Origin of the sequence: Actinopolymorpha sp. NPDC004070, assembly GCF_040610475.1 — a bacterium.
Lineage (GTDB): Bacteria > Actinomycetota > Actinomycetes > Propionibacteriales > Actinopolymorphaceae > Actinopolymorpha.
This window is the reverse complement of record NZ_JBEXMJ010000009.1, coordinates 75,428-92,778: the sequence shown is the minus strand read 5'-3', so window position 1 is coordinate 92,778 and position 17,351 is coordinate 75,428. Positions and strand designations below refer to the sequence as shown.

Genomic DNA, 17,351 nt, shown 5'->3' with positions numbered 1-17,351 from the left:
CGGATGAGGCCGGTGTCAGAACCGTGTCAGGTGCGTGTCAGGTCCGCCGGAGACCGTGGTCCCACCGACGCCCCGAGCGGACGCCACGATCCGAAACCACGAAAGGGACATCCCGATGAGTCAGACGGTTTCCATCCCGCACGGCCTGCCCATGGAGCGGAACGCGGGCCCGTTCGACCCGCCCCGCGAGATCACCCGGCTGCGCGACGCACGCCCGGTCAGCCCGATGATCTTCCCCGATGGTCACCGGGGCTGGCTGGTCACCGGCTACGAGGCGGTACGCACGCTCATGGCCGACAGGCGGTTCAGCTCCCGGCAGGATCTCGGCATCGTGCACGTGCCGTTCGAGAGCCCGGGCGTGCCTGTCGCCACCGAGCCGTCCCCACAGGTCCCCGGGCTGTTCATCGCCATGGACCCGCCCGACCACACCCGGCTGCGGCGCAAGCTCGTCGGCGCCTTCACGGTCAGGCGCATGCGGATGCTCGAGGAGCAGATCGTCGGCATCGCCGAGCGGCAACTGGACGAGCTGGCCCGGCGGACCCCGCCGGTCGACCTGGTGAAGGAGTTCGCGCTCCCGGTGCCCTCGCTGGTGATCTGCGAGTTGCTTGGCGTCCCCTACGCGGACCGGGCCAACTTCCAGGTCAACTCCGCGCAGTTCCTGGTCAGGGACCAGACGCTCGAGGAGAAGATGGCGGCGTACGGCGCGATGACCGGCTACCTCGCCGAGCTCGTCACCCGCAAGCGCGCCGAGCCCGGCGACGACATCCTGTCCGACCTGGCTCGCGATGAGGACCTGAGCATCGAGGAACTGGTCGGGGTGGCCTTCCTGCTGCTGCTCGCGGGCCACGAGACCACCGCCAACCTGCTGGCGCTCGGCACCTTCGCGCTCCTGGAGCATCCGGACCAGCGCGCCGAGCTGCGCGCCGACCCGGACCTGCTGCCCGGCGCCGTCGAGGAGCTCCTGCGCTACCTGTCCGTGGCGGACATCCTGACCTTCAGCACTGATTGGACAACCGCCCCGTCTTGACTGTTTACACCTTCAGGCTATACGTCGCCGACCAGCACGCAGAGCGGTCGGAGACCGCTTTGTGGAACCTGCGACATGTGTGCGAGTCGCGGGTTGCCGGGCGGTACATGGTGGAGGTGATCGATCTGGGCAGTCGACCGGAGATGGCTGAGGAAGCACGAATTCTGATGACTCCAACCGTGATCAGAACCGACCCTCCGCCACCGCGGCGGGTCATAGGAGTCCTCTCCGACCATCAGCGGGCAGCGCTGGCTCTGGGCCTACCCGATGCTGACGTGCCCGCAGAGGCGGACACGGAGACATGACACACGCCGCAGCACTCGACAGGACTCCGACCGGCATCAGCGGGTTCGACGCCGTGGCCGTCGGAGGCTTGCCCACCGGCCGGTGCTGTCTCGTGTCCGGAACCACCGGTAGCGGCAAGACCCTGTTCTCCGTCGAGTTCCTCGCCCGTGGCATCGCCGACTTCGACGAACCCGGAGTTTTCGTCACGTTCGAGGAGGCCGCCGACGACATCCGCCGCAATGCCGCCTCTCTCGGCTTCCCGATCGAGGAGTGGGAAGCCCAGGGAAAGTGGGTCTTCGTCGACGCGTCGGCCAAGCTCACGGACGAAGCACCGACGATCGGGGAGTACGACTTCGGCGGACTGCTCGCCCGGATCGCTGCCGCCACGCGCCGGATCAACGCCAAACGGGTCTCGATCGACTCCCTCGGAGCCATCTTCAGCAGATTTCCACTGGGTGGTGTCGTCCGCTACGAGTTGTTCCGGATCGTCGCCGGCATGGAGCAACTGGGCGTCACCTCGGTCGTGACGACCGAACGTGTCTCCGAGTACGACGGCGTGTCCCGGCACAACGTCGAGGAGTTCGTCGTCGACAACGTGGTCATCCTGCGGAACTACCTGTCCGAGCAGAGGCGTCGCCGCACGATCGAGATCGTGAAGCTCCGCGGCGCCCAGCACCGCAGTGGTGAGTGGCTCTTCACCATCGATCCCGAACGCGGCCTGGTCGTCATCCCGATGGCCTACATCGTGCACCGGCCCGAGGCGGCCAGCGCGCGGGTCAGTTCGGGGATACACGGACTGGACGAGATGTGCGGCGGCGGGTTCTTCCGGGACGCGATCGTCCTGATCACCGGCCCCACCGGGACAGGAAAGACCCTGACCAGTCTCCAGTTCATCGCCGAGGGCGTTCGCGCCGGCGAACGCTGTCTCCTCTACACCTTCGACGAGACCCGGGAACAGCTCAACCGGAATGCCAGCGGGTGGGGTCTCGACCTGAACGAGATGGAGGCCTCCGGACTCCTGCGGGTCAACAGCGAATACCCCGAGACCGCGGCGCTGGAAGATCACTTCATGCGGTTGTGGGCGGTCTTGCGGGACTATCGTCCGCGGCGCCTCGCCGTCGACACTCTCTCCGCACTGGAGCGAATCGGCTCCTCGCGTGCGCTACTCGATTTCGTCATCTCACTCGGATCGCTGCTGCGGCAAGGCGAGACCACGGCACTACTGACATCCGCCCCCAGCGGGACGGCCGGCCGCACCAGCCCGCCCATCTCGGCTGAGATCGCCAGCTTCACCGACGTCACGATCCTCTACCGCTATGTCGAAACACCTGAGCGAGAGATTCAACGTGCCGTCGCCGTCGTGCAGACCCGAGGATCCACACACGACCACTCCATCAGAATGATCCACATCGACGAGGGTGGCATGCACATCGGCGATCGCCTTCCGCCTTTCCCGAGCGGCACGATGAGCCTTCCGGACAACCCGCAGTGGCCCATCTCCCCTGGGCCCCCCACCGGAGGCCCCTGATCGGCCGCCATCTGCAGGGCCGATCGACCGACTGGTGCGCGTAGCATGGCCAGGTGGCTGACACCGATAGCCACGGTTCGGCGGCGCCTTCGCGGGACTCCTCGCGGTCTGAGGCATCCGGGTGGTCTGCCGAATCACGGCGTCCGGCGGCGAAGTTCGACCCGGTTCTGGAAGGCATCATCGAGGCGGCATGTCGCCTCGCCGGTTGCCGCTGCGGCCTGTTGCTGGTGCAAACCGGAGGACTCGTCCCCAAAGTCGTCACCAGCGGCTTTCGGAGCGGTCCGTCCGTAAACTACGCCCCCTTGGCGGCGCAACTGAACGATGTCGTCGGCGACGCGACAGGTCCGATCCGCCTCGACGAGGCGTCGAGATACCCAGCCGCCCATCGGATCCTTCGCAGCCAGCTTCCGCGGGCCCGTGGTCTCCTCGTGACTCCGGTCCGGAAAGCGGGCGACCTTCGGGGATATCTCTGCGTCGTGTCCGAGGAAGACGAACCAGCGTTCACCTCCCACGACCAGAACGCCGTAGCCGCTCTTGTCAACGCCGCGTACAGCGCGGTCGAGAACTCCGAAATCCACGACAGCGAACGTCGACGCCGAGGTTGGCCGGACATTGCGGCCGAGATCGCCCAACTCCTTCTCGGAGAGATCGACCTTGATCGGGCCATGCGTCTGGTGACGCGGCGCCTGCGGGAACTCGCCGGTGCCGACTGCACCGCCATCGGCCTGACCGACCCGGCCGAACCGAACGGGCCACTGCAGGGAATCATCGAGTGGTCCCACATGTGCGCCCTCCACGTTCGCCTCCCGCGCAGGGGTTTGGTCCAACAGGCCCTGCAGCGAAGCCGGCCGGTGATCGTCGACGAGATCGTTCTCGACCCCGGGGCGGACCTGTTGCTCGACTGGGCCGGAGAAGTCGGATCCATCGGCACCGCGATGTTCATTCCGCTTCTCGCCCACGAGCGCGTCGTCGGGGTGTTGTTCTCCGGTTGGCTCCAAGACGCCCCGCTGGCAGAGTGTGCCAAGGCAGAGAACAGTCTCGTCAGCATCTTTGCCGAGCAGATCGGACCTGTCCTGCAACGCGTCGAACAACAACGAATCGGTGTGGAGAACCGCCTGCTGGAAGACCGCGAACGGCTGGCCGGCAAGCTTTGTGACGTAGCGATGGAACGCATGATCTCCATCAGTACGCAGCTGCACAGTATCGAGGGACGATCCACCGAAGGAGAGCTCCGGCAACGTCTCACACACGAGGTCGGCGAGCTCGACGACTCGATCCAGCAACTACGCGCGACGATCTTCGGTGTAGACGATCAACGCCCGGCGCCCCGCCCCGCCGACGACGACCTTTCGCAGTCGTCGGTGTCCGATGCTCTGCTTCACGAGATCGACTCTTCCCTGGCGTTCCTCGGCTTCGTGCCACGACTGGTCGTGTACGGATCCGTCGACGACGTGCCGTCCACACTCGGAGCCGAGCTGGTCTGCGCGGTCCGCGAGGGGTTGACGAGTGCGGCTGCCCACTCACCCGGACACGTCGAGGTGCTTGTCCACGCGTCGGATACGCGCGTTGCTCTCACGGTGACCGACGACGCCGCGCCTCGCGAGCCTGATCACCCGACCTGTCCCTCGGAGCTACGGGCCAGGGCCGACCGGCTCGGCGGCACCTGCACACGCCGGGCGGACCGCGGACACACCGTTGTCGAATGGACCGTACCCGGCACCGTCGGCTCGGCCGTGGAGTAGGCCGGCACTTCAAGGTCCCGGCGGGCGCTGAGGAACCGAGCACTCCAGCGCCACCGCTGCCCGGCCGGGGTCAGTGGGCTTTGGGGTAGCCCGCGTCCACCCCGACCCCGTCGGCGGTGAGGTTGCCGAGCGTGGCCTCCTCCTGCGCGGCCGGGCGTCCGGTCAGGTAGAACACGGCGTAGCCCTCGCGCTCGGCCGTACGGACGAGATCGACCATCCCGAAGACCGCGGGGAAGCGCTGCTCGGTGACGAACGTCGCGTTGGTGGCCGGGCTGTACGCCCAGTTGCTGAAGATCTCGTAGTTCCAGGTCGCCAGCATCCCGCTCCGTCGTAAGCGCCACCCGACCCGCGCTCGGCCCGGTCGCCGTCCGATCCGAGCCGAGGTCCCGTCCGATCCGAGCCGAGGTCCCGTCCGATCCGACCCGGGGTGCGGTGAGCACCTGTCGGCGCGAGGGAGTACACAAGGGGATCACGCCTGGCAGTTGACCGGACCGCGACACGCACCCGCGACAAGGGAGACCTCATGGAACCGACCCCGCGCACGAACGACCGACAGCGCGGAACTCGGACCCCCGCCGTGCCACCCAGGCAGCGGCGCATGGTCGCGGGCGGGGCCATCGGCACGCTGATGGAGTACTACGACTACTACCTCTACGGACTCGCCTCCGCCACCGTCTTCCCCGCGGTGTTCTTCCCCGGCTCCAACACCACGGTGGGGACGCTGGAATCCTTTGCCACCTTCGCTTTCGGCTTCCTCCTGCGGCCGATTGGCGGGCTGCTCTTCGGTCACGTGGGCGACCGGATGGGACGCAAGAAGGCACTGATGATGACGGTCGTCGGGATGGGCATCGTGACGGCCGCCATCGGTCTCATCCCCTCCGCCGACAGCATCGGGATCGCGGCACCGATCCTGCTCCTGTTCTTCCGGATGCTGCAGGGCCTGTTCGTGGGCGGTGAGATGGGCGGTGCCGCGTCCTTGGTCGTCGAGCATGCCCCGGTGGGCAGGCGCGGTCTGTTCGGCGCCCTGCTGATCAGCGGCGCGGGGGTTGCGAACGTCGCCTCGGCCGGCTTCATGGCCGCGCTCGGGATCGGCTCCGAACAGTTCTTCATGACCTGGGGATGGCGCATCCCGTTCGTCTTCGCACTCGTGCTCGCCGTCGTCGCCGTCGTACTCCGCTCCAGGCTGGAGGAGTCGGAGGAGTTCAAGGAGCACGCGACCCTGCGGACCAGGCAGGGCAGCAAGGCGAAGCGCGAGCTTCCGCTGAAGGAGGTCTTCCGGCGCCCGAAGAACGCCATCCTCGGCATCCTCATCGGCCTGCCGCAGAGCATCGCCGGCTACGTCATCCTGACCTTCGGCCTTGCCTACATGGTGTCCAAGGGCACGCAGGCCCAGGTCGGCTTCATTGGCACGATGATCGTCGGCGCCCTGCAGATCTTCGTCGCGCCGCTGTGGGGAATGCTGTCGGACCGGATCGGCCGTCGTACGACCTACATCGGCGCGTGCATCGGCTTCGCCCTGCTGATCTACCCGGCGTTCGCGCTCTACCGGACGGACGTGGCGGTGCTCATCTGGCTGGGCATGGTGGTCGGCTTCGTCATTCCCGGTGTGGCGATGCAGGGAACCCTGCAGACGATGCTGGCCGAGATGTTCGACGTGGAGGCGCGCACCACCGGCGTCAACATCGGCTACCAGATCTCCAACACGCTCGGCGGCGGATTCGCGCCCCTGATCGCCACGGCCCTCACCGCCGCGTTCGACAGCGTGTGGCCGGTCGTCATCTACGCCGCCGCGATCGCCGCCATCGGCATCGTCGCCACGGCGTACGCGTCGTTCCGGCCGGACGTGGAGAACGCGCCCCGGCTGGCGGACCGGCCGACGGGAGCGTGAGGACGCGATGACGTCCCAGGCGCCGCCCAACATCGTGATCCTGTACGCCGACGACCTCGGGTGGGGTGACCTGGGCTGCTTCGGCGCGGACGACCTGGACACACCCGCTCTGGACGGGCTGGCGGCGAGCGGGGTACGGCTGCCCGAGTGGTACTCCAACTCGCCGGTGTGCTCACCGTCGAGGGCCAGCCTGCTGACCGGTCGCTACCCCGCCCACGCGGGAGTCGAGGCCATCCTCGGTGGATCCCGGCGTACGCCCGGCCTGCCGCCACAGCCGACCCTCGGCGACGAGCTCCGCGACCGCGGCTACGCCACCGGCATCTTCGGCAAGTGGCACCTGGGCGCGCAGGCGAGCTACGGGCCGCTGCACCGTGGCTTCGACCGGCACTTCGGCTTCCGCGCAGGATGCGTCGACTACTACTCCCACATCTACTACTGGGGCAACCACGCTCCCCTGCACGACCTGTGGGAGGACGAGCAGGAGGTCTGGCAGAACGGCGAGTACCTCACCGCCGTCATCGCCGACCGGGCCGCCGACCACATCGAGCAGCACGCGGATCGCCCGTTCTTCTGCTACGTCCCGTTCAACGCCCCGCACTATCCGCTGCACGCGCCCGCGGAGTACATCAACGCGTTCGCGCACCTGCCCCTGGACCGGCAGTTGATGGCGGCCATGATCAAGGCGATGGACGACGGGATCGCGCACATCCTGCACACGCTGGAACGCCTCGGCCTGCGCGAGAACACCCTGGTGTTCTTCTCCTCCGACAACGGGCCCTCGGTCGAGGAACGCAACTGGCTCAACGGCGAGGAGGTCTCCTACACCGGTGGTTCCGCCGGAGGGCTGCGCGGCCACAAGGGGTCGTTGTTCGAGGGCGGCATCCGCGTACCCGGCATCGTCTCCTGGCCGGCTCGGCTGCCGGCGGGCACGGAGCTGGTGGGCCCCGGCGCGATGATGGACGTCCTGCCCACCGTGCTGGAGGCGGTCGACGGGCACGCTCCCACACGTACCGACCTCGACGGCCGGTCGGTGCTCACCAGGCTGCGCCCCGGCGGTCGCGACGCCGAGGCGGATCGATGGCTCTTCTGGGAGTACGAGGGCCAACTGGCGACCCGGCACGGTCGCTGGAAACTCGTGCTCGACGCCCGCGAGAGCATGTCCGCCCCGGTGGTCGCCGGCGAGGGCCTGTTCGACCTCGCGGCCGACCCGGGCGAGCAGCACGACCTGGCCGGCGTCCAGCCCGGGCACGTGACGGTGATGAGGCAGCGGCTCCTGGACTGGGCCGGCACCTGCGCACGGTGGCGTGAGGAGACGGGCGTCAGTTCACGGCGCCGACCTTGAGGGCCGTCGTACGCCCGAACTCCCGCGCCCCGTCGGTGTTCGCGTCACACCGGGTGGCGATGGAGCTGCCGTCGGTGGGCACGGTGATGATGGCGAAGTTGTCTGCTCGTCCGAAGCCGGGGTCCTTGGCGTCGTACATGAACGTGTCGCCCTCCCCCACCACCAGCGTGCTGCCGTTGACCACGAACAGACAGGTGTTGTTCGTGCCGCTGTCGGTGTCGCCCACCACCTCGATCGGCGACCACACGAGGTACGTCCCCGCGGGCAGGTCGTTCAGCGTGACCACCACCGTCGGCCCGTCGATGGGAACGGAGCCGCCCGAGGTCGCCGTGAAGGCGTGGCCCGAGCCTTCGGGTCCGGCCGGGCCCTGAGGTCCCTGCGGACCCTGGGGACCCTGGGGCCCCTGCGGCCCCTGCGGACCGGTCTGGCTCCAGTCGAGGGCGGTCTCGCTCGGCCGGCACGAGTCACCGGCGGACGGGTCGATGACCCGGAGGGTGCCCTGGCTGGTCCGGTAGCAGCCGTGGACGGTGCCGTCCGCGTCGGGGATCGCGGCGTAGGCGGCCGCCCCGAGACCGGCGAGAAGGACAGCTGAGGTGACCACGGCGACCCGGCCGAGCCACCGTCGGCGCATGAGCATGGCGAACATCTGACTGACTCCTGCTTTCTGGCAGCCGCACGTCTTCTGGCAGCTGAAATTCCTGGCCACGGCCACCGGGGCCGGCACACTCGACAAGTCTTTTGCCCGAGTCGGCAGTTTTCAGTCCTGGCGTGTCCGGAACTGCCGACCGATGACCGACGGCACCGCCCGCGCACGACGGAATTCGGTGCCCGAAGAATGGTGCAATGCAAGGCCGACTGTGTGCAGTGAATACAGGCCGGACGAATAAATCACTTGAATTCCGCGACAATTCTCGGATCCAGACATACGCGAAAGCCAATCGTTTGCCGAGAGGCGCCTACGGAGAACTGGTGCGTAGGTATTCCAGATATTCCAGCACTCGATGGGAGTTGCCGTGTCGAGCAAATTCCTCGTCCGAGCGGCCACCGGTGTCGCGGCGGCCAGTGGGGCGCTTCTGCTCGCCACACCGGGCCTCGCTTCGGCGTCGGTAGCGTCGCCGGACCACGGGGAAGGCAGGTACGGTCCCGACCACGGCGGGTCCAAGTACCTCAAGGTGATCTGCGTCAACGGCGAGCGGCCCATGACACTGGGTCGTGACAGCGGGGACGACGGCTGGGCGGAGCCGCGTAGCGACCGCCAGGACGCCAAGGGCTCCGACGAGTACGACGGCCACTACAAGGGCGAAGAGCACTACAAGAGCGAGAAGCAGTACAAGAAGGACGGCAAGAACGTCCTCGTCCAGAACACGACCATCATCACCTGTGGCGATGTGGCCGTCTCCCAGTCCGCGGCGCAGGACCACTCCGCCTCTGCTTCGGCGGCGGGGTCCATCTCTCTGTGCGCTGACAGAGCCCCATCGGTGCGCGTTGCCCAGTGCGCCGACGAGACCTCCGGCGCGGTGACCCCGCGGGGTCCGGTGGCCGGCGGCGACGCGGTGACCCCGCGGGGTCCGGTGGCCGGCGGTGACGGCGGCGCCTCCGGCACCAACAGCAGCCTCGCCGTTGGTGGTAGCGGTGCGCTGGCGGCGGCTGCCGCTCTCGGCACCGTCCTACTGCGGCGGCGTACGAGCGCTGTGACGGCTGCCTGACGTCAGTCCCAGCCCTGCCGGTCGAGTCGGCGGTCTTCGCAACAGCGAAGGCCGCCGACTCCACGTTGCGCGGCGAGAGTTACGGCTGGGAGAAACCGAACGGTCGCAATTGGTGACAGAGCAAACGAAAGAGGTCCCGTGCATCGCTAATACAGCGAGGGTGCGAGGGTAACTGACTCTCAGCACAGCGACATCGAGGCGGGCCGAAAAGGTGCAGGTTTGACCGGTAGCCCAGCGACGGTCGCTTCCGCCGAGACAAAGGACGGTACCGGTCATCCTCGATCGCACAACGGAGCGGCCATGGGGAAAGCCCGTCGCACGAATCAACCCGCGTGGTAGATCTGAGGTGCGCCAAGGCCCCCAGATCACGAATCCACGTTCGGAGGCCGATATCCGATTCGTGCGGCTTCCGGGCGTCTACAGGCCGCAGGACGACACCTGGCTGCTGGCCCAGGCCCTGCGCAGGGAACCACTTTCCCCCATCTCACGCGTCCTGGACCTCTGCACCGGAACCGGCGCGCTCGCGGTCCTGGCCGCCAGGCTGGGAGCACGCCACGTCACGGCCGTCGACGTCAATCCGCGGGCGGTGTGGTCCGCCCGCGCCAATTCCTGGAGTCGAAGGCTTCCGGTCCGCGTACTTCGCGGCCGCCTGGTCGAGCCGGTACGAGGCGAGCGGTTCGATCTCGTCCTGGCGAACCCGCCCTACGTCCCGTACGCCGCGTCACCGACGATCGAGCAGCGTTCCGGCGCCTGGGACGCGGGTCTGGACGGACGTTCCCATCTGGACGAGCTGTGCGCGACCGTACCGGAGGTACTCGAACCCGGCGGCACGCTGCTGCTGGTGCAGTCCTCGATGTGCGGCAACGACCGCACGTGCGAACGCCTCGCGGCAGCCGGGATCAAGGCCGAGGTCAGCGCACGTTCGCGGATCCCGTTCGGCCCGGTGATGACGGAGCGGGCATCCTGGCTGGAGGAGCAGGGCTACATCCTGCCCGGCGAACGCGAGGAAGAACTGGTCGTGATCCGTGGCACCCGCTGAGCGACACCCCGAACGAGACGCTGAACGAAGCTGCGAGCCACCCCCCGAGCAGTGCCGGAAAGGCCGGTCCGGGCGGGTGGTCCGGATCGTGCCGGGCGGACCGATCCTGGTCGAAGGGCCCGTCGAGCTCGTCCACGAAGGCCAGACCGTGAGGTCGGATCGGTTCATCGTGGCGGTGTGCACCTGCCGGCGCAGTCACACCTACCCCTTGTGCGACACCAGCCACCGCAAGCGGGTCCGGACGAAGGACGAGCCGGACGACGACTGACGCAGGACCGAGCGCCGGATGTTTCCGCTGCGTAGGCCGCCTCTGCGGACAGACGTACGGCGGACGACCTTCCGACGTGCGGTCACGAACTCAGGCCACCTCTCGCAGCGCCGACCGGCCGGCCCGCCAGGCCTGCAGAACCTCCGTCGCCACGGCCTCCTCCAGGAAGTCGGTGGCGTCGATGCCGAAGATCACGTCCTCGGTCATCTCCGGCTCGCGCGAGATCAGGTCGGCGACGACGTCGTTACGCATGACCTGCTCGTGAACGGCGTCGGCCTCGATGTGCTCGTCGTAGAAGAGGCGGCAGGCGGCGGGCGTGCCGAGCCGGTCCATCGCCTGGGCGATCCGCCGGGCACTGGGCGGCGTGGTGATCTCCGCCGCGGCGAAGTGGCCGACCAGCGCACCGCGCAGGGACCTGTGCAGGCCCAGCATCGACATCAGGTTGACCACCGCCAGCATCGCGGCGGGTGTCCGGTCGAGATAGTGGCCGTACCGGGAGTCGAGTCCGAGGCCGTCCATGAGGTCGGCGAACAGTTGCGAGTGCGCGCGGTCGGCGTGCCCGCCGCCGAACTCGTCGAACTCCACCGCCACCAGCGCCGCCTTGGCCACGCCCGAAAGCCGCGGGATCACCCACGCGTGCGGGTCGGCCTCCTTCAGGTGGTAGGCCGAACGCATCGCGATGTGGTCGCGCAGGTGGGACAGCTCGCCCTGCTTACGGAGGAAGTGCGAGATGCCGTCGGCGTCCACCGGCTCGACCAGCAAAGGCTCGAGCGCCTCGTCGACGTCGGTGTGGCGTACGGCGTCGCGGCGGAGCGCGGCGAGAAAGACCGACTCGAGCTGGTTGCGAAGACCCAGCAGGGCCGGATCCCATTCCCACGCCCCGTCCACACCGGCGAACGACCGGTAGTGCAGCTCGTAGCAGGTGTAGAGCGCGAGCTGGAGATCGTCGCCGTAGGGGTCGGTGCCGGCGACGTCCGCCGCGGCCAAGCTGCCTGCCGGGTCGGTGCCCGTCCGATCTACCGCGCCGGCCGGGCTGGTCGGGCTGGTCGGCGCACCCAGGCCGGACGGCGAGCCGGTGGCCAGGGTCTCGACCACGGCCGCGGACAGGGGTCCACGCGGCCGAGGGAGCGACGTAGCGGGTGCGGAGGCATTCACGGATTTCGCCTACCCGAGCGCGTCGGCCACAAACGGAGCCGGGAGAGCACCGGTCTCGGCGGTCCGCGCCGTATGGATTGTCTGCGTTGTTTGTGCGGTCTGGGCCACCAGCATGTCCACGACGGCCCGCCACTCCCGGGCCTGGGCGTATGTCGCCCGCTGCCGGGCCGCGCTGGTGCCCGCCGTCAGGACGCGGTGCACCTGCCGGCGCACGAGAGGAAGATCGCCCGTCTCCTCCAGGGCGGGGCGTACCCGGACCAGCATCTGGTGCAGCAGGTCCTTCGCCGGGACCTGCTTGCCCAGCAGGGGATCCACGGCCGGGCCGTCCAGGCCGTGGCGCGCTGCGCTCCACATCGCGGCGGCCGCCACCTGCTCGTGAACCTCCGGCGCGTCCCTGCCCGCCGCGAGGTCCGCCCGTGCGGTGCGCACGAGTGCCCGGGTCAGTGCGGCCTGGAGCAGCGCGTCGTCGACGGTGCCGGCGGTGTCGGCGGCGCGCACCTCCAGCGTCGCGTAGCGGGGGGAGGGCCGGGCGAGCCAGAACGTCATGTCGGCGTCGACGAGCACCCCGCAGTCGACCAGCCGCGCCACCTCACGGTCGTACGCCGTCACCGAAGGGAAGTACGGCGGGATGCCGGCGCCCGGAAAACGTGCCTGCGTGACCATTCGCCAGCTGGCGTACCCGGTGTCGCGGCCGTCTGTCAACGCGGAGTTGGCAGACAGTGCCAGCAGGGTCGGCAGCCAGGGCCGCAGGTGGTTGAGTACGGCGACGGCGGTCTCCCGATCGGGCAACCCGACGTGGACATGGCACCCGCACGCTTGGTAGGAGTCGACGATCTCGGCGTACTGCCGGTGAATCCGGTCGAAGCGCTCACCGGGGGTGAGAGGTGGCGGACCGCCGGACAGCACCGGGTTGCCGACCGAGACCAGGCGGGCGTCGTGGGTCCGGGCCGCCGCGCCGAGAGTGCCGCGCAGCGCGCGCAGATGCTCTGCCACCGTTGACATGTCGCCGCACACGCCGGTGGCGGTCTCCACCTGCGTCCGCACGAGTTCGGGCTGGAAGCTGGCGCCTGTCGGCACCCCACCCGCCAGCGCGGTGTCGAGCACCTCGACCGACAGCGGCACCGGAAGCCGCGACGCCGGGTCGACCAGCAGGAACTCCTCCTCGACACCGACGGTCTCGAAGTCCATCTCCGTGAGCCTAACCGGATCCGGCTCGCCTGTGCGACCAGCACGGGAGGCCGGTGAGGCTGGTCACACTCGTGCCATTCGCACTGGTTCGGACATCGCCGACGAAGCGCCGTTGAAAGGAACCCTCGTGATTTCGGGAGATCCGGACAGAAGAGCTCGACGTTGGCCAAGGACATCTCCTCCGGCTGCCGCGGAGGTCACCGGCCCGGCGGCGGACCGGGCGGTCGTACGAAGGCACAGCTGCAGGCAGACGCGGAGCGGCAGGGCGTTCCGGGCCGGTCCCACATGAGCAAGTCCGAACTCGAGAAGGCTGTCATCCGGTGAGGTAGACGGTAGACGCACCACGCGCGGTGAGCAGGAGGCGCCGGCCGCGTCCCACGTTCTTGTCGCGCAGGCTGTTCACTGCTGTTGCAGTCGCGCCTCTCGGCGTTCTCGGAGTTCTTCCAGTGCGCGACGGCGGGTGTGAGCGTCACTGTGAGTCGACGACAGCGGCAGCGCCTTGTACATCCCGCCCTTACCGCGATAGCCGAGGTGCTGGTAGAAGCCGACGGCCTCGTCGGCGCCCAGGCCGATTCCGCGTACGCCGAGCCTGGCCGCCTCCTGCTCGATGCATTCGACAAGTTGGCGCCCGAGCCCCTTTCCCCGGTGTTCGGGAAGGAGCGCGATGATCCGCAGGGTCACGTCGCAGCTGGGGCCGCCTTCGCCTGCCCTGAAGGCGAGTGCACCACCGACGACCTGCTCCTCGTCCTCGGCGATCAGCATCATGGAACGATCCTGCGGGAACCGCCGGGCCAGGTCGGTGAACCGACGGTCCTGGTGGGTGAGCGGCCGCGGGAACTGCGCCCCCAGGACGTCGAAGGACCTGACAAGTTCCTGCTCGGACTCGACCGAACGAATCACGTAGGTCATCGTCGTGATCTATCACGTCGATCGAGAACCCCGCATCGCAATATCGCCGGCTCCATGAGCACTACCACTTCTCTACCGGCTGTACGTGTGTATAGTCGCCTGTACAAACGTACAGTCGAGTCCCGTGGAGGTTCCTTGTGCCGCCCGTCGACCCCGATCCGGACGACCTCACCGCGCGGGCACGGATCCGCGACGCCGCCATGGAGCACTTCGGGAACTACGGCTTCGAGCGGGCGACGATCCGCGGCATCGCCGAGACGGCCGGGGTCTCGCTGGGCCTGGTGCGGCATCACTTCGGCTCCAAACAGGCCTTGCGAGAGGCCTGTGACGCCCACCTCGCGCAGGTGATCCACCGCCTGAGCGACCAGGTCCGCAGCGGCGCCGAACCCGAGGGCGGCAGCTATGTCGCCGCGGCACGGGTCGCGGGTGCCCACTATCAGGCGTACCTCGCACGCGCTCTCGTCGAGGGCGGCGCCGCGCCGGTGTTCGACGAGATGGTCGACCTCGGTACGCAGTGGCACGCCGACCTGGACCAGGCCCAGACGGACCCACCGAGCGCCAGTCCCAGGGTTCGCGCCGCGGTGCACACCGCGATGGCGCTCTCCCTCACGGTGCTGCAGGAGCACGTCTCCCGCGCGATCGGGGTCGACGTCATGAGTCCGGAAGGCGACAACCTCGTGGCGCGTGCCCTGATCGACCTCTACTCCCGCCCTCTGCTCAACAAGGACGATGCCAAGAAGGCTCTCGACACCATCGAACGTCACGAGAAATCCTAAGCATGCAAGGAGATCCGTCATGCCGCACGCCCCCACCCCTCGGATCCGGCCGGTTCCGATCGAGGAGCTGGAGCCCGAACAACGCAAGCTGGCGAAGCTCGGCGCCGACACCGTCATCCAGGTGCTCGCACGCAACCCGGAGTTGACGAAGGCGTCCTCCGCCCTCGGCGGCTATCTGCTCAGTCAGGGCAAACTGCACCCACGCATCCGCGAACTCGCGATCCTCCGGGTGGCACTGCAGTGCGAAGCGCCGTACGAATGGGCCAACCACGTACCTGCCGCGCTCGGTGCCGGTGCCACCGCGGACGAGATCAACGCGCTTTCCGATCCCGCCGCCACCTGGGCACCTGAGGACGACGCGGTGCTCCGGGCGACGGATGAACTGTGCGCGGACGCGTACGTCTCCGACGCCACCTGGTCGGCGCTGAGCGCGGCACGTGACGACGCCGAGATTCTCGAGGTGCTCTTCCTCGCGGGGTACTACCGCATGATGGCCGGCTTCCTGAACTCCGCCGGCGTTCCCGTGAAGCCCGGCCAGCCGTCGCTGGGTGAGCGGGTGCTGCCGCCTCAGGCTCCCGACGCACCTGTCCTCACCGACCGGCCGGCCAGCGGCAAGGTCGGTGCGGACGGCCGATGGAGCATCACGTTCGTCCACCCGGCGGGCAGCAAGCAGATCGACCTGGATCTGAAGACGTCGGGGGCCGCGGTGTCCGGGACGATGTTCGACACGGTGCTGGAGGTGACCGCCCCGATCGTGTCGGGCACGGTCGACAGCGAGGGCCACCTGGAGTTCACGGCCGAGATGACCGAGCCGGCGAAGTTCGACCTCGTGGTGACCGGCTCGGTCGACGGCGACACGTTCACGGGGTCGGTGACGATCTCCGGCGGCGGTACCTTCCCCTTCTCCGGAACACGTGCCGAGTAAGAGATGCCTCCCGGCCAGGTTCAGGACCGTCGGCCCTCCGATGACGAGGAGGCCGGCCCCGCCGCCGGGTCCGGTCCGTTCAGAAACGGCAGCACCGCCGCCCAGAACGCGTCCGGGGCGGTGCTGTGCACCCGGTGCCCGACCGGAATCGTGACCAGACGGCTGCTCGGGATAGCTCCCGCCATCGCCGCCACAACTTCGGGAGAGATGTGACTGCTCGGACCACCGGAGATGATCAGAGTAGCCGATGGATCTGCCGGTGCGCGGTCGCGGCATGGTGTCGTTCTACCAGACCGCATGGGCCATCGACATCCTCGGGGACGTGGCCAACGCCGTTCGTCGGAGCCGGCCGGTACTGCCGCCGCGACCAGGTTGGCGTCAGCACCGACGCGCTGGAATCCGCGGGTCAAGACGTCCTGCGCGACCTCCGGCCTGCCACGAAGGACCTGCTTGATCGCGGCCAGTCCGTACATCAGTGCGCTCTCGTAGGGACACCACTCATCGCCCCGCGTCGACGGATCGTGATCCGGCGTGGAGTCGTACGACGCCCCCACACCTCCGGGTCCAGGCGCCAGAACAGTGGTAGGCCGATGAAGCGGACGAACAGCCGTCGCAGATGAGGTGAGCGCTGGTTGTCCGGGTCGGATCGGAACGACGGAGCGGAGCGATGGACGCCAGCGCTGTGGACACGCAACCGAGCGCCGCGCCGAACTGTTCGTCCGGCACGACCCAGCCGAGATCGATGTCGCTGTAGACGTCGGCGTTGCGGGCCGCGAGCTCCGGAGTCCGCGCCGGGTGACTGTGGTTCGAGCCAGGTTGTCACTTCGTCCCAGGCCCACGCGCCGTGGCGTGCGCCATGAACCATCAGCAGCCTCGAATGCCTCCGTTTGTGACATGGAGGTTGGTCGGCACTCCGCCTCAGCCTTAAGGATCATGCCGAGACACCAGCGAGAGGATCCGTCCGGCGACAGCTTCCGGTGAACGGTGATCGGTCTCGATCACGGTCATGTCTGCGCGAGCACGGAAGGTCTGGTTCAGCTCGATGAGCGATGCCCGTTCGCGACGCGAACCCATCCAGGACCGGTCGCGCAGACGTCGGTCGAGCTCACCGTCGGAGCACACGAGGGCGATGTAGGTGATCGGTCCGAGGAAGTGCCGCAGCGCCTGCTGCTCCCATTGGTGAGGCATCGAGTAGCCGACGAGAACCAGACTGTGGCCTCCCTGCGCCACCCCGACCGCCGTGCGAAGCCACGTGTCAATGAATCCGAGCCACGCCTCTTCCGTACTGTCGTGCTCAGGCCGGGCGGTGAGATCGCCGTCCAACACGACCAGCTCAAGGGGTGAACGCGCGGCCAGGACCCGGCCGACGCTGGACTTCCCCGTGGCGGGACTGCCGGTGACGACATGAAGCCGGCCGAGTCGGAACGGCCGGCTTGCCCGGCACTCAGGGCAGGTGATGCGATCCGCGGCTACGACTTGTACTCGGGCATCTGCGTCGCACTCGGGACAGTCGAAGTCGACCATCGTGCGCAACGACCCCTTGACGCGTGCATTAACAGCATCGTTCATCGTG

18 protein-coding genes are annotated in these 17,351 nt (G+C 68.3%); 12 read left to right on the top strand and 6 right to left on the bottom strand.

All coding sequences use genetic code 11. The annotated features are described in order from the left end of the window. Positions 1-115 precede the first annotated feature (115 nt). Genes ABZV93_RS17590 through ABZV93_RS17575 form a run of 4 tightly spaced genes read left to right on the top strand, consistent with a single transcriptional unit; the run spans position 116 to position 4,582 of the window. Positions 116-1,027 (top strand): cytochrome P450, encoded by a 912-nt coding sequence (locus tag ABZV93_RS17590; RefSeq protein ID WP_354936817.1) that lies wholly within the window; start codon positions 116-118, stop codon positions 1,025-1,027. Continuing rightward, positions 1,006-1,332 (top strand): circadian clock KaiB family protein, encoded by a 327-nt coding sequence (locus tag ABZV93_RS17585; RefSeq protein WP_354936814.1) that lies wholly within the window; start codon positions 1,006-1,008, stop codon positions 1,330-1,332. The genes ABZV93_RS17590 and ABZV93_RS17585 overlap by 22 nt, the downstream gene beginning before the upstream one ends. Next, positions 1,329-2,840, top strand: a complete 1,512-nt coding sequence (gene kaiC, locus ABZV93_RS17580) for a circadian clock protein KaiC (RefSeq protein ID WP_354936811.1) — start codon at positions 1,329-1,331, stop codon at positions 2,838-2,840. Before ABZV93_RS17585 ends, kaiC begins: the two co-directional genes overlap by 4 nt. A 53-nt stretch (positions 2,841-2,893) precedes the next feature. Then, positions 2,894-4,582, top strand: coding sequence for a GAF domain-containing protein (locus ABZV93_RS17575; protein ID WP_354936808.1), 1,689 nt, complete (start codon positions 2,894-2,896; stop codon positions 4,580-4,582). A gap of 70 nt (positions 4,583-4,652) precedes the next feature. On the opposite strand, the gene ABZV93_RS17570 is transcribed toward ABZV93_RS17575, so the two are convergent. Continuing rightward, the gene (locus tag ABZV93_RS17570; protein WP_354936805.1) at positions 4,653-4,901 is read right to left on the bottom strand and encodes an HAD family acid phosphatase; all 249 of its coding nucleotides are present in this window, start codon (positions 4,899-4,901) and stop codon (positions 4,653-4,655) included. Between the two features lie 279 nt (positions 4,902-5,180). On the opposite strand from ABZV93_RS17570, the gene ABZV93_RS17565 reads away from it, so the two are divergent. Then, complete coding sequence (locus tag ABZV93_RS17565) at positions 5,181-6,470, top strand: MFS transporter (protein WP_354936803.1); 1,290 nt, start codon at positions 5,181-5,183, stop codon at positions 6,468-6,470. Positions 6,471-6,477: 7 nt separating this feature from the next. Continuing rightward, positions 6,478-7,812 (top strand): sulfatase-like hydrolase/transferase, encoded by a 1,335-nt coding sequence (locus tag ABZV93_RS17560; protein ID WP_354936800.1) that lies wholly within the window; start codon positions 6,478-6,480, stop codon positions 7,810-7,812. Here the strand turns inward: ABZV93_RS17560 and ABZV93_RS17555 are convergent. Then, a complete protein-coding gene (locus tag ABZV93_RS17555) occupies positions 7,790-8,458 on the bottom strand; it encodes a hypothetical protein (RefSeq protein ID WP_354936797.1) in 669 nt (222 codons plus the stop codon). The two genes, ABZV93_RS17560 and ABZV93_RS17555, sit on opposite strands and share 23 nt — an antisense overlap. A gap of 367 nt (positions 8,459-8,825) precedes the next feature. Here ABZV93_RS17555 and ABZV93_RS17550 point away from each other — a divergent pair, with 367 nt between their 5' ends. The 3 genes from ABZV93_RS17550 to ABZV93_RS17540 all read left to right on the top strand — a co-directional run bounded on the left by ABZV93_RS17550 (position 8,826) and on the right by ABZV93_RS17540 (position 10,825). Beyond that, positions 8,826-9,518: a hypothetical protein gene (locus ABZV93_RS17550; protein WP_354936794.1), complete on the top strand. Its 693-nt coding sequence runs from the start codon at positions 8,826-8,828 to the stop codon at positions 9,516-9,518. Positions 9,519-9,918: 400 nt separating this feature from the next. Then, complete coding sequence (locus ABZV93_RS17545) at positions 9,919-10,557, top strand: HemK2/MTQ2 family protein methyltransferase (RefSeq protein ID WP_354936791.1); 639 nt, start codon at positions 9,919-9,921, stop codon at positions 10,555-10,557. Then, the gene (locus ABZV93_RS17540) at positions 10,544-10,825 is read left to right on the top strand and encodes a CDGSH iron-sulfur domain-containing protein (protein WP_354936788.1); all 282 of its coding nucleotides are present in this window, start codon (positions 10,544-10,546) and stop codon (positions 10,823-10,825) included. The genes ABZV93_RS17545 and ABZV93_RS17540 overlap by 14 nt, the downstream gene beginning before the upstream one ends. Positions 10,826-10,915: 90 nt before the next feature. Here ABZV93_RS17540 and ABZV93_RS17535 read toward each other — a convergent pair whose 3' ends face one another. Both ABZV93_RS17535 and ABZV93_RS17530 read right to left on the bottom strand, forming a co-directional pair. Then, entirely contained in the window at positions 10,916-11,920 is a 1,005-nt protein-coding gene (locus ABZV93_RS17535) for an iron-containing redox enzyme family protein (protein WP_354936785.1), read from the bottom strand. A gap of 69 nt (positions 11,921-11,989) precedes the next feature. Further along, entirely contained in the window at positions 11,990-13,168 is a 1,179-nt protein-coding gene (locus ABZV93_RS17530; protein WP_354936782.1) for a glutamate--cysteine ligase, read from the bottom strand. 162 nt (positions 13,169-13,330) lie between these two features. Between ABZV93_RS17530 and ABZV93_RS17525 the strand changes: the two genes are divergently transcribed. Next, positions 13,331-13,492: a hypothetical protein gene (locus ABZV93_RS17525; protein WP_354936779.1), complete on the top strand. Its 162-nt coding sequence runs from the start codon at positions 13,331-13,333 to the stop codon at positions 13,490-13,492. A gap of 75 nt (positions 13,493-13,567) precedes the next feature. Here ABZV93_RS17525 and ABZV93_RS17520 read toward each other — a convergent pair whose 3' ends face one another. After that, positions 13,568-14,077, bottom strand: a complete 510-nt coding sequence (locus tag ABZV93_RS17520; RefSeq protein WP_354936776.1) for a GNAT family N-acetyltransferase — start codon at positions 14,075-14,077, stop codon at positions 13,568-13,570. Between the two features lie 137 nt (positions 14,078-14,214). Here ABZV93_RS17520 and ABZV93_RS17515 point away from each other — a divergent pair, with 137 nt between their 5' ends. Next, positions 14,215-14,853, top strand: a complete 639-nt coding sequence (locus ABZV93_RS17515) for a helix-turn-helix domain-containing protein (RefSeq protein ID WP_354936773.1) — start codon at positions 14,215-14,217, stop codon at positions 14,851-14,853. 19 nt (positions 14,854-14,872) lie between these two features. Then, entirely contained in the window at positions 14,873-15,778 is a 906-nt protein-coding gene (locus ABZV93_RS17510) for a carboxymuconolactone decarboxylase family protein (RefSeq protein ID WP_354936770.1), read from the top strand. A 924-nt stretch (positions 15,779-16,702) separates the two neighbouring features. Here the strand turns inward: ABZV93_RS17510 and ABZV93_RS17505 are convergent. After that, positions 16,703-17,347 carry an AAA family ATPase gene (locus ABZV93_RS17505; protein WP_354936767.1) on the bottom strand — a complete coding sequence of 215 codons (645 nt, stop codon included), beginning with the start codon at positions 17,345-17,347 and terminating at the stop codon, positions 16,703-16,705. Between the last annotated feature and the right edge of the window lie 4 nt (positions 17,348-17,351).